General features: G+C 71.7%; 10 protein-coding genes. 2 read left to right on the forward strand and 8 right to left on the reverse strand.

Annotated elements, in window-relative coordinates; translation table 11 throughout:
* Positions 1-7 precede the first annotated feature (7 nt).
* The 4 genes from CLV70_RS40415 to CLV70_RS16005 all read right to left on the reverse strand — a co-directional run bounded on the left by CLV70_RS40415 (position 8) and on the right by CLV70_RS16005 (position 3,565).
* Positions 8-598, reverse strand: a complete 591-nt coding sequence (locus CLV70_RS40415; RefSeq protein WP_211303777.1) for a hypothetical protein — start codon at positions 596-598, stop codon at positions 8-10.
* A 268-nt stretch (positions 599-866) separates the two neighbouring features.
* Positions 867-1,697 carry an ABC transporter permease gene (locus tag CLV70_RS15995; RefSeq protein ID WP_106127256.1) on the reverse strand — a complete coding sequence of 277 codons (831 nt, stop codon included), beginning with the start codon at positions 1,695-1,697 and terminating at the stop codon, positions 867-869.
* Positions 1,694-2,656: an ATP-binding cassette domain-containing protein gene (locus CLV70_RS16000; protein ID WP_106127257.1), complete on the reverse strand. Its 963-nt coding sequence runs from the start codon at positions 2,654-2,656 to the stop codon at positions 1,694-1,696. Before CLV70_RS16000 ends, CLV70_RS15995 begins: the two co-directional genes overlap by 4 nt.
* A gap of 66 nt (positions 2,657-2,722) precedes the next feature.
* Positions 2,723-3,565, reverse strand: coding sequence for an SDR family NAD(P)-dependent oxidoreductase (locus CLV70_RS16005; RefSeq protein ID WP_245908254.1), 843 nt, complete (start codon positions 3,563-3,565; stop codon positions 2,723-2,725).
* A 39-nt stretch (positions 3,566-3,604) separates the two neighbouring features.
* On the opposite strand from CLV70_RS16005, the gene CLV70_RS16010 reads away from it, so the two are divergent.
* Positions 3,605-4,564 (forward strand): Dyp-type peroxidase, encoded by a 960-nt coding sequence (locus tag CLV70_RS16010; RefSeq protein WP_106127258.1) that lies wholly within the window; start codon positions 3,605-3,607, stop codon positions 4,562-4,564.
* On the opposite strand, the gene CLV70_RS16015 is transcribed toward CLV70_RS16010, so the two are convergent.
* Entirely contained in the window at positions 4,555-5,220 is a 666-nt protein-coding gene (locus CLV70_RS16015) for a DedA family protein (RefSeq protein ID WP_106127259.1), read from the reverse strand. The genes CLV70_RS16010 and CLV70_RS16015 overlap by 10 nt on opposite strands.
* Positions 5,221-5,373: 153 nt before the next feature.
* Positions 5,374-8,235: a GH92 family glycosyl hydrolase gene (locus CLV70_RS16020; protein WP_106127260.1), complete on the reverse strand. Its 2,862-nt coding sequence runs from the start codon at positions 8,233-8,235 to the stop codon at positions 5,374-5,376.
* Between the two features lie 165 nt (positions 8,236-8,400).
* Between CLV70_RS16020 and CLV70_RS16025 the strand changes: the two genes are divergently transcribed.
* Positions 8,401-10,329 carry a sulfatase-like hydrolase/transferase gene (locus CLV70_RS16025; protein ID WP_245908255.1) on the forward strand — a complete coding sequence of 643 codons (1,929 nt, stop codon included), beginning with the start codon at positions 8,401-8,403 and terminating at the stop codon, positions 10,327-10,329.
* Here the strand turns inward: CLV70_RS16025 and CLV70_RS16030 are convergent.
* The gene (locus tag CLV70_RS16030; RefSeq protein WP_106127316.1) at positions 10,326-11,582 is read right to left on the reverse strand and encodes an alpha-amylase family protein; all 1,257 of its coding nucleotides are present in this window, start codon (positions 11,580-11,582) and stop codon (positions 10,326-10,328) included. The two genes, CLV70_RS16025 and CLV70_RS16030, sit on opposite strands and share 4 nt — an antisense overlap.
* An 82-nt stretch (positions 11,583-11,664) precedes the next feature.
* Positions 11,665-11,865: sigma-70 family RNA polymerase sigma factor (locus CLV70_RS16035; protein WP_146164077.1), on the reverse strand; the 201-nt coding region annotated here is incomplete at its 5' end.

Below are 11,865 nucleotides of genomic sequence, written 5' to 3' on the forward strand. Positions count from 1 at the left end.
GGAGCGGTTACAGCGCCAGCAGCGCCAGGATCTGGTTGAGCAGGTTCGAGAGCAACGGCAGCGGGAGCGGCAGGCCGCCGTTCAGCAGGTTGGTGATCGCGCACAGCAGGTTGCCGAGCAGGTTGCCCGGGCCGGAGACCGCGGTGATGTCGAGCACGACCCGGTTCAGGTGCACCTGGAGGCCGAGCAGGTCGAGGTCCAGCGGGCCGAGCACCAGGTCCAGGACGGGACATTCGGCCCGCGCGCCCGCGGCGCCGGCACCGGGCAGCTGCACCGGCAGGGTGGCCGTGGTGTCCGTCGTGCCGACCGCGGTGCCGGCCGAGTCGGTGAGGACGCTGTGCAGGGTGCCGGTGGCGAGCAGGCGCTGGCCCTGGGCCACGAACCGGGTCGGGGTGAAGGTGCCGGTCACGGCCCCGGTCCCGCCCAGCGCGTCGGTGAAGGTGCCGGTGACCGTCGAGGTCATCGTGCCGGCCGTGGCCCGGGGGGCCGCCGGAGCCGCCGGGGCCGGCGCCGCGGCTGCGGAGACCCCGGTGGCCAGCACCGCGGAGAGGGCGACGGCGCCGGCGAGCAGGGCCTGGGTGAGCTTGTTCGGTCGCATGTGCGAGTCCTTTCATCGACGAACTTCGTCACGCCGCCAGTGCCCCGCCGCCTTCCGCCCAATCAGCAGATGTATCGATAGAAACTCATTTAGTGCGATGTCGATGTTGCGCCGGCCAATCGGTCCGTGGGCGCACTGAGCTGCGCAACCGTCAAGGACGGTCGCGTGCGGGGAAGCGGGCCGCACGAGGACCCGCGATGTCCCGGGCGCCCCGAGGGGGCGGCCGGGCATCAAACGGGTCCCAGGGTTCACCCGCGGTGCAAAGCTGTCAAGACGCCTTTTTCCGGTACGCCCGCAACGCCAGCGGCATGAAGACCACCACCAGGCCCGCGCACCACGCCAGCGTCCACCAGACGTGATTGCCGATCGGCGCGCCGAGGAACAGGCCGCGTACCGCCCCGACGAGGTGGGTGAGCGGGTTGACGTCCACGAAGCCCTGCATCCAGCCGGGCAGCGTGGCGGTGTCCACGAAGACGTTGGAGGCGAAGCTCAGCGGCATGATCAGGGCGAACATCAGGCCCTGTACGGCGCCGGGCGTACGCACCTTCATCGCCACGTAGACCGGCAGCCAGCTCAGGCACAGCGCGAACAGGACGGCGAGCAGGCAGCCGGCGAGGGCGCTGAACGGGTCGGTGGTGATCCGGAAGCCCAGGACGTAGCCGAAACCCACGGTCACCATCGTGACGATGACGTAGCGGACGATGTCGCCCAGCACCGCGCCCAGCAGCGGCGCGGACCGGGGCACCGGCAGTGACCGGAACCGGTCGAAGATGCCCTTCTCCAGGTCGGTGTTCAGATTGACGCCGATCGCGATGCAGCCGGTGGCGATCGTCTGGGCGAGGATGCCGGGCAGCAGGAACTGGAGGTAGTCGTGGGTCGAGCCGGCCACCGCCCCGCCGAAGATGTAGACGAAGATGACCAGGAACAACGCCGGCTGGAGGCTGACGTCGATCAGCGCCTCGGGCGTGCGCCACATCTTGATCAGGCTGCGCTTGGCCAGCGCGAGGGAATGCCGCAACAGCCGCAGCGGGCGTGGATTCGGTGCCGCCCGCGCGGGGCGCAGCGGTGCGGGCGTACGGGCCTCGGCGACGGTGGTCATGCCGCCACCCCTTCCTTCTCGATCGTGGGAGCGCCGGTCAGCGTGAAGAACACCTCGTCGAGGCTCGGCAGGTGCAGGGAGAGCTCGGTGACCGCGATGCCGGCGCCGGCCAGGCGGGCGACGACCTCGGTCAGCGCGGCGTCGCCGGCGACCGGTACGGCCAGCACGCCCTTGCGGATCTCGTCGGCCGCCGCACCCGACGAGACCCCGGAGAGGATGGCGGCGGCGCGCCCCAGGTCGGCCGGGTCGTCCGGGCGTACCTCGAGGGTCTGGCCGCCGACGATCCGCTTGAGGCCCTCGGGCGTGTCGTGCGCGATGACCCGGCCCTGGTCGATCACGGTGATCTCGTCGGCGAGCGCGTCCGCCTCCTCGAGGTACTGGGTGGTGAGCAGCACCGTCGCGCCCTGTGCGACCAGCGTGCGGACGACCTCCCACATGTCCTCGCGCTTCGCCGGGTCCAGCCCGGTCGTGGGCTCGTCCAGGAAGATCACGTCGGGGGAGCCGACCAGGCTCGCGGCCAGATCGAGCCGGCGCCGCATGCCGCCGGAGTACGTCTTCGCCGGCCGGTCGGCCGCGTCGGTGAGGCCGAACCACTCGAGCAGTTCCACGGCCCGGGCCCGCGACCCGGCCCGGCCCAGGTCGAGCAGGGTGCCGAAGAGTTCGAGGTTCTGCCGGCCGGTGAGGTCCTCGTCGACGGAGGCGTACTGGCCGGTGAGGCCGATCGCCTGGCGGACCCGCTCGGCCTGGCGGACGACGTCGAAGCCGCTGATCCGCGCGTGGCCGGCGTCGGGCACGAGCAGGGTGGAGAGGATGCGTACGGCCGTGGTCTTGCCGGCGCCGTTGGGCCCGAGGACGCCGAGCACCGTGCCGCGCCGCACGGCGAGGTCGACGCCCCGCAGCGCCGTGGTGCTGCCGAAGCGTTTGACGAGGCCTTCCGCCTCGATCACGAGTTCTGTCATGCCGCCAGCGTGCGCGCGCCCGCTGACACCGGGCCGACACGGCGCCGACACGGGCGCCGGCGGCCGTCAGAGGTTCTTGCCGCGCAGCCCGCGCTCGATGACGGACCAGTAGCGGCCGGGCGCGACGCGGGCCAGCAGGTCCGCCAGCTTCGCCGCCCGGGTGATCACCAGGCGTGGCCTGCGGGCCTGGACGGCGGCGACGATCTGCCGCGCCGCCTCCTCCGGCGGCAGGGTCAGCGCCCGCTCGGTGAACCGCTCGTGCTGCGCGGCCTGCGCGCCGTCGTCGTCGGGCAGGCTCATCCGGGCGTTGCGGGCGATGTTGGTGCGTACGCCGCCGGGGTGCACGACGGTCAGCCCGACCCGGCGACCGGCCAGCTCGTGCCGCAGCGCCTCGGAGAAGCCGCGGACGGCGTACTTGCTGGTCACGTACGCGACCTGGGTCGGCGGCGCGACCAGGCCGAAGAGGCTGGAGATGTTGACCACGTGCGAGCCGGGGCGCGCGAGCAGTTGCGGCAGGAAGGCCTTCGTCAACCGCACCACGGCGTGCAGGTTGATCTCCATGAGCCAGTCGAAGTCCTTCATGCTGACCTGCTCGAAGGTGCCGCTCAGCACCACGCCCGCGTTGTTGATCAGCAGGTCGGCGCCGCCGTGCCGGGCGGCGACCTCGGCGGCCAGGTCGAGCCGGTCGCCGCCGTCGGAGAGGTCCACCACCCACGTGCTGACGTCCCCGGCGCCGACCTCGCGGGCCAGCGCCGAAACCCGCGCCAGGCCGTCGGCGTCCCGGTCGACCAGCGCCAGGACCGCCCGCCGCTTGGCGAGTTCCAGCGTCAGCGCGGCGCCGATGCCGCTCGCCGCTCCGGTGATCACGCACGTACGCCCGGCGAACGCGAACCGCTCCATGGTGGCCATGGCATCGATTATGGCGGTCGGACCCGTAGGCTGCGGTCCGTGACCGCGCCCAGATCAGTCGGACCCACCGTCACGTCGCAGGCGGTGCTCGCGCCCCTGACCGACGCCGCCATCTTCCTGGTTGCCACCGTCCGCGAGGGCGGTGAGGAGACCGTACGCGAGCTGCTGGAGGATCTCAGCGGCCTGCAGCGGTCGGTGGGCTTCCGGGTCCCCGCCGCGCAGCTGTCCTGCGTCACCGGCATCGGATCGGACCTGTGGGACCGGCTCTTCGCCGGGCCGCGCCCCGCGGGCCTGCACCGCTTCCGGCAGTGGAAGGGCCCGGTGCACACCGCCCCCGCCACCCCGGGCGACCTGCTGTTCCACCTGCGGGCCGGCCAGGTCGACGTCTGCTTCGAGATGGCCACGAAGATCGTCCAGCGGCTGGCCGGCGCGGCGGACGTGGTCGACGAGACGCACGGCTTCAAGTATTTCGACGAGCGGGACCTGCTCGGCTTCGTCGACGGCACGGAGAACCCGACCGGCGTGACGGCGGAACGGGCGGTGCTGGTGGGCGAGGAGGATCCCGGTTTCGCCGGGGGCAGCTACGTGCTGGTGCAGAAGTACGTGCACGACATGGCGGCCTGGAACGCGCTCACGGTCGAGCAGCAGGAGGCGGTGATCGGCCGGACCAAGCTCGACAACATCGAGCTGGCGGAGAAGCCCGCGAACTCCCACGTGCGGCTGAACGTGGTCGAGGACCACGAGGGCAACGAGCTCAAGATCCTGCGGGACAACATGCCGTTCGGATCGCCCGGCTCCGGGGAGTTCGGCACCTACTACATCGCGTACGCGGCCAGCCCCGACGTGCCGGAGCTGATGCTGCGCCGGATGTTCCTGGGCGAGCCGTACGGCACGTACGATCGCATCCTCGACTTCTCGACGCCGCTGACCGGCTCGCTCTTCTTCGCGCCGACCGGGGACTTCCTCGACGACCTGCCCGGTCCGCCCGCTCAGGCCTGAGAGTCCTGGACCACGGTCTGCGCCTCGCGGGCCCGGCGCCGGCGGATGTGGCGCACGTGCAGGAAGACGTATGTGCCCACGGCGAGCACGCCGGCCGCGATCGCCCACCACTTGTACCGGTGCGCCTGATCGATGATCTCGACGAGATGGGTGCCGAGCAGGTACGCGACCGTGGTCCACCAGCCGACCCAGAGCGCCGCGCCGATCGCGTTGTAGAGCAGGAACGCCCGCCAGGGCATCGCCGTGATGCCCGCGATCACGCCGTTGAGCTGCCGCAGGCCGTCGATGAACCGGGCCACCACGACGATCCGGTTGCCGCGCCGGGCGAAGAACTTCTCGGCGCGTTCCAGGCGGGCCGGCGTGATGAAGATGTACCGGCCGAACCGGTGCACCGCCTTGCGTCCGCCGCGCACCCCGATCCAGTAGCCGATGTTGTCGCCGAGTACGGCCGCCACGAACGAGATCGCCGCGACCGCGAAGATGTCGAGGCGTCCCCAGCTGGAGTAGATGGCCGCCGCCACCATGATCGTCTGGCCGGGCGCGGGCACCCCGAAGCTCTCCACCCCGATCACTCCGGCCACCGCGAGGTAGCCCCAGCGGTCCAGGATCGGGGCGACTCCGTGCAGGAAGCTCGGCAGATCGTCGGTCGGCGGCATGGGGTCGAGGGGCTCCCGTCATCGGTGTCGGGCCGGCGGCTCCGGCCTCACACGGTATCCACCGGCGGGGCGGGCAAACACGGGTGTGCCCCGACGATCCCTCGCCGGGGCACACCTTGTCCCGCTCTCGTGCCGATAGCAACCGCTATGCAACTAGTTCTGCGGAGGGACGTCTCCCGGGCCGCTGCCCCAGGTGAGGCTGGGTGCCGTACCGAGGGTGTAGGTGAGCTTGCCGCCGGTGGTCACGGCCGACGCGGGCAGCCAGCCCTTGGTGGTGGACCGGCCGTCGACGGTGAGCTTCTGGACGTAGATCGCCTTCGGGTCGGTACGCGGCGCCTCGATCACCAGGTCCTTGCCGCTGCCCAGGTGCACCACCGCGCGGGGGAAGAGCGGGCTGGTCAACGCCAGTTCCGCACGGGTCGGCACGGTGGGGTAGAGGCCGAGGGCGGAGAAGACGTACCAGGCGCTCATCGTGCCGGCGTCGTCGTTGCCCGGGATGCCGCCGGTGCCGTTGCTCCACAGGCCGTCCAGGATCGCCCGCACGGTCTCCTGCGTCTTGTACGCCGCCCCGAAGTAGTTGTACAGGTACGGCGTCTGGATGTCCGGCTCGTTGGTCGCGTCGAACCTCGTGCTCTTCGTGGCGCTCAGGTCGAACGTCCCGTCCGGGTTGCGGAAGAAGCCGTCCAGCCGCTCGATCGCGGTTTTGTTCCCGCCCATCCGCTGCGCGAGCGTGACCACGTCGGAGTAGACCATCCAGGTGTACTGCGCGCTGCTGCCCTCGACGAAGCCGTTCTCGGTGGAGGGGCTGAAGCCCTCGGCCCAGGTCCCGTCGCTGTAGCGGTCGCGCATCCAGCCGACGGCGGTGCCGTCGCCGGGCACCGGGGTGGGCACGGCCGGGTCGGCCAGTTCGAGCTCGGCGAGCTGCACGATCGGCGCGCCCCCGTTGGCGGTCACGTTCAGCCGGTAGTACGCGTACGGCTTCGGGTCGCTGACCTCGTACTCCCTGGTCTGGCCGCGTTTGGTGAAGCTCTGCCCCGAGCGGGTGTCGACGGTCGTCCACGTGCTGCCGTCGGCCGAGCCCTGGAGCTCCCAGTCCTTCGGGTCACGCTCGGGCACGTCGTTGGCGGAGGTGATCGCGTAGCGGTCGACGGTCAGCGGGGAGCTCAGCTTCGCCTGGATCCAGCCGGTGGTGGCGAAGGTGAGCCACTTGGTGCCCTTGTCGCCGTCGAAGGCCTGCGCCTTGCCCTCGTCGGGGGCGTTCTCGGCGCTCGCCTGGATCTCGGTGATCCGCTCGCGGACGCTGTGCTCGAGGCCCGTGTCGGCCTTGGCGTTCTCGTCGAAGACGTTGCGCCAGTTGTGCGAGCGCCGCAGGAATTCGGCGTGGTTCTCGTCGTCGCCCAGCGCCTTGGCCAGCTCGGCGATGCCGTAGTCGGCGGCGGAGTCCTCGAGCGTCTCGGCGGCGCCGCCCCAGCAGTGGCAGTTCTCGGCGGGGACGTAGCCGAGGGTCAGGTACTTGTCGAGGGACGGGCGCTGGCCGACGCACTCGACGTTGCAGCCGCGGTCGCTGGAGTCGTTGGCGGTGGGGACGGTCGCCGCGTGCACCAGGGAGTCGTACGCGCCCCGGACGTCGAAGTCGCGGGCGCCGAACGCGTACATGCCCGCGACCGCGGCGGCGGCCGGGTCGCCGGACATCACCGCGGTCTTGCCGTGCTGCAGGAGCCAGCGGTCCCACTCGCCGTCGCGCTGGGTGGCGTAGTTGAACAGGCTCTGCGCGTAGTCACCGGCCATCTTCGGGTCGAGCAGGGCCAGCAGTTGCACCTGGGCGCGATAGACGTCCCAGCCGGAGAACGTCCCGTATTGCGCCTTCTGTCCTGTGGACAACGTGTGGATATTGTCGTCGGCGCCGTAGTAGCTGCCGTCGACGTCGCTGGTCAGCGTGGGTTCGAGCATGGCGTGGTAGAGGGCCGTGTAGAAGGTCGTCTTCTGGTCCTCGGTGCCGCCGCCGATGCCGATCTTCTTCAGCCGCTGCGACCAGCCCGCGCGGGCGCCCGCCTGGATCGCGGCGAAGCTCAGCCGCTCCGGCGACTCCGCGGCCAGGTTCTTCTCCGCGCCGGCGAGGCTCACGTACGAGATCGCCACCCGCATGGAGACGCTGGTGGTGCCGGGCGCGAAGGTGACATAGCCGCCGGAGCCCCGGTTCGGGTTCGGCCGGCCGGCGTCGCTGTAGCCGCTGCCGCCGGTCGCGTCCGTGCCGCCCGGGGTGACGGCGGTGTCCCGCCAGGTGCCGGTGGCCGCGAACGGCTGGTCGAGCTTCGCGGTGAAGTGCAGCCTGTAGTACGCGTGCGAGTTGTCCGTGCTCTGCGGCCCGCAGAAGTTGCCGGCGCTGACCCAGCCGCTGACCGTACGCGTGGCCGGGTCGAGGTGGACGCTCGCGTCCTCGCTGCCGGTCTCCGACATCGACGTGCGGAACAGCAGGCTGGCCGCCTTGTCCGCGGGGAAGGTGAACCTGCCGAACCCGGTGCGCGGGGTGGCGGTCAGCTCGGCGGTCGCGCCGCTGTCCAGGCCGACCCGGTAGTAACCGGGCTTCGCGATCTCGTTGGCGTGCGAGAACGAGCTGGCGTAGACGGCGTCGGTGACGTCCGCGCTCGGGGAGGTGGTGACCGCGCCCACGTGCGGCATGATCGGGATGTCGCCGTTGGCGCCCGAGCAGCCCACGCCGCTGAGGTGGGTGAGGCTCAGCCCGCGGATCCGGGTGGCCGTGTACTGGTAGCCGCCGGGCGCGGGGGTCCGGAGCTGGTCGCCGCGCGACGTCTGCGGGCTCCAGGCCAGCATGCCGAACGGGGTCACCGCCCCGGGGTAGGTGTTGCCCAGGTTGGTGCTGCCGATGAGCGGGTTCACGTACGCCGTGGGCTCGGCGACCAGCGGCGGGGGCGCCGCGGCGGCCTGCGCGGCCACGGCCATGGGAACGGTCAGCACCACCCCGGCAAGGGCGGCGGCGGTACGGCGTCCGAGCATGCGAGTCTCCCTGATGACATCGATGTCAGGCCTTGTCGCAGGTCAGCTTGTATCGACTCCCGCCAATGTGTCAACCCGATCTTCCCGGCGTGCGGGCGCGGCATTGAACCCCTGCCGTCCCGCATCCGTGTCTCTCCTCGGAACGTCCCGGAGGAGGGCCCCGTCTTGTCTGTCTCGATCCGCGCCGCGCTGGTCTCGCGCTTCCGCCGCCCGGCCACCCCGACCGCGACCGAGCCCGACCCGGCGCCCGACCCCGCCACCGCGCCCGCGCCCGTGCCCGACCCCGCCACCGCGCCCGACTCCGCGCCCGTGCCCGACTCCGCGCCCGTGCCCGACTCCGCGAGCGGCACGGACTCCGTGAGCGGCGCGGACCCGGCAGTTGCGCCGGACCCGGTCGCCGAGCCGGCCGCCGGGCCCGAGCCGGCCGCCGAGGTGCCCGCCGCGCCGGGGCGGGTGCGCCGGATCGCCGCTCGGACGCTGACCACCGGCGCCTTCGCGCTGATCGCGGCCGCGCTGATCATGCCGAACGTGATCAGCCGGCTCTACAAGCCGGGCACCTACGCCCGCCTGCCGATCGAGGGCTTCGTCGCCGTCGGCCTGCTGCTGTTCCTGCCCGGGCGCTGGAACCGGATCGTGGCCGGCGTGCTCGGCGCCGGGCTGGGCGCGCTGACCATCGAGAAGATGCTCGACATGGGCTTCTACAAGGTGCTGGCGCGGCCCTTCGACCCGGTGCTCGACTGGGTCCTCCTGGACGACGCGCGGGAGTTCCTCCAGGGCTCGTTCGGGCGGGCCGGCGCGATCGGCGCCCTGGTCGCGGTCGTGCTCCTGGCGCTCGTCGTGCTCTCGCTGATGACCCTGGCCGCCGTCCGGGTGGCCAAGGTGGCCGGGCGCCACCGCACGGCCACCGCCCGTACGGCGCTCGCCGGCACCGCCGTCTGGACGGTCTGCTTCCTGCTCGGCGTGCAGGTCTTCAACAACATCCCGGTCGCGGCCCGCTCCAGCGCCCTGTACGCCTGGGACCGCGCGCACTCCGTGAAGGCAGGCATCAACAACGAGAAGATCTTCGCCCGCGAGGTGAAGGTCGACGCGTTCGCGGCCACCCCCGCCGACCAGCTGCTCACCGGCCTGCGCGGCAAGGACATCATGATCACGTTCGTGGAGAGCTACGGGCGCTCGGCGGTCGAGGACCCGGTGCTGAACGCGGGCACGGTCGAGGTGCTCGACGAGGGCACGGAGACGCTCGCCAAGGCCGGGTATGCGGCGAAGAGCGGCTGGCTCACCTCCCCGACGTTCGGCGGCGGCAGCTGGCTGGCCCACTCGACCCTGCTCTCCGGGCTGTGGATCAACAACCAGAAGCGCTACCGCAACCTGACCGCCAGCGACCGGCTCACCCTCACCAGCCTGTCGAAGAAGGCCGGCTTCGACACGATGAGCGTGATGCCGGGCGCGACCCGGGCCTGGCCGGAGGGCAACTTCTACGGCTACAACCGGGTCTTCGACTCCCGCAACACCGGCTACGCCGGCCCGAAGTTCGGCTGGGGGCCGCAGCCGGACCAGTACACGCTCTCCTGGTTCCAGAAGAACGTGCACGGGCCGTCGCACGCCCCGCTGTTCGTGGAGATGCCGCTGGTGTCGAGCCACACGCCGTGGGCGCCGATCCCCACCTTCATCGACTGGGAGGACGTCGGCGACGGCGCGGTCTACGAGCAGATCCGCAAGGACGCCAAGAAGGCCGGGGCGGTGTGGAAGGACCCGGCCAAGGTGAAGCGCGAGTACAGCCGGTCGATCCGGTACACGCTGACGACGATCGTGTCCTACCTGGAGAAGTTCGGCGACGAGAACACGGTGATGGTCTTCCTCGGCGACCACCAGCCGTCGCCCATGGTGGTCGGCGACACGGCCAGCCACGACGTGCCGATCACCATCGTCGCGAAGGACAGGGCGGTGCTGGATCGGGTGGCCGGCTGGAACTGGACCGACGGCCTCCGGCCCGCGCCGGCCGCGCCCGTCTGGCCGATGGACCAGTTCCGGGACAGGTTCCTGACCGCCTTCGGGCCCTCGGGCGGCGACGTCACCCGGGCGCTCGGGCGTTAGGGCGTCAGCACCGACCAGCTGGCCGGGGCCAGCTCCACCGTGCCGCCGCCGGGGGCGGGGACCGTGGCCGGCTCCTTCGCCGCGTTCAGGGCGATCACCAGGCTCCGGCCGTCGGCGTACGCCTCGTAGACGAACTGCTCGTTGGTCAGGTGCAGGGTGCGCGTGCGGGCCCGGTGCAGCCAGGCGTTGCGCCGCCGGAGCCCGATCAGCTCCTGGTGGACCCGGTAGAGCGGCCGGCCGTACGGGGCGAGTTCGGCGGGCCCGGCGGGGAACGGCGGGCGCACCGCGTCGTCGCCGCCAGCCCGGTCCTCCTTCACGCCGCGGAAGCCCTGCTCGTCGCCGGAGTAGATGCTGGGCGTGCCGCCGACGGTCAGCAGCACCGCGACGGCGAGCGGTACGTGCCGCTCCTCGCTGAGCCTGCTGGCCAGCCGGGTCACGTCGTGGTTGCCGACGAACGTCTGCGGCACGAACGTGTCGAGGAACCCGTTGTGCCGTTCGAGGGCCCAGCTCAGCTCGAAGAAGTTGGCCGACTCGAGGGAGCTCCAGATCGCCTTCCACAGCTCGTACTGGGTCACCGAGTCCAACGTGGACATCCCGACGATCGTGGGATAGTCGCCGTGGATGACCTCGCCGAAGACGTACGCCTCGGGGAATTCGGCGCGCACCCGGGGGAGCACCTTCGCCCAGAAACCGGGCGGCACCGCGTACGCGGCATCCAGGCGCCACCCGTCGGCACCGCGCCGCAGCCAGTGGGTCATCACGTCGGCGACGTAGTCGGCGACGGCGGGCTCGGCGTGGTTGAGGGTGACCAGCGCGTCGTGCCCCTCGAAGGTCACGAGCTCGGGGTGGTCCGTCCCCCGCCCGCGCACCCGGAACCAGCGCGCGCGGGCCGAGTCGTCGCCGTGCGCGAGGTAGTCCTGGAACGCGGGGTGCCCGCGGCCGACGTGGTTGAAGACGCCGTCCAGGACGACGCGCAGGCCCCGCTCGTGCGCGGCGCCGACCAGGGCGTCGAAGTCGTCGTCGCCGCCCAGCCGCGGGTCGATGCGGAAGTGGTCGACGGTGTCGTAGCCGTGCGTCTCGGACGCGAAGACCGGCCCGAGCAGCAGGCCCGACGCGCCCAGCTCGATGGCGTAGTCCAGCCAGGCGTCCAGCCGCCGGAGTCCGCCGTTGTCGTGCTCGGGGTACGCGCCGGCGAAGCCGAGCGGATACACCTGCCACCACACGGCATGCTCGACCCACGCGGCTTCCGTCACGACCGCCACTCTACGGCCGGAGGCGCAGACAAGGACGCCGGCCCGAACCGGGCCGGCGTCCTCGCGACGGGGAAGCCGGCGATCAGAGGCCGTCCGCGGCCAGCTGGGTGCGCAGCTTCGTCAGGGCCTTGGTGAGCAGGCGGCTGACGTGCATCTGGGAGATGCCGACCTGGTCGGCGATCTGGGACTGGGTGAGGTTGCCGTAGAAGCGCAGGGTGAGGATTTTCTGTTCGCGTTCGTCGAGGGTGGCGAGGGCGGGGCCGAGGGCGACGCGGGTTTCGGC

Source organism: Pseudosporangium ferrugineum (assembly GCF_003002065.1).
GTDB lineage: Bacteria > Actinomycetota > Actinomycetes > Mycobacteriales > Micromonosporaceae > Actinoplanes > Actinoplanes ferrugineus_A.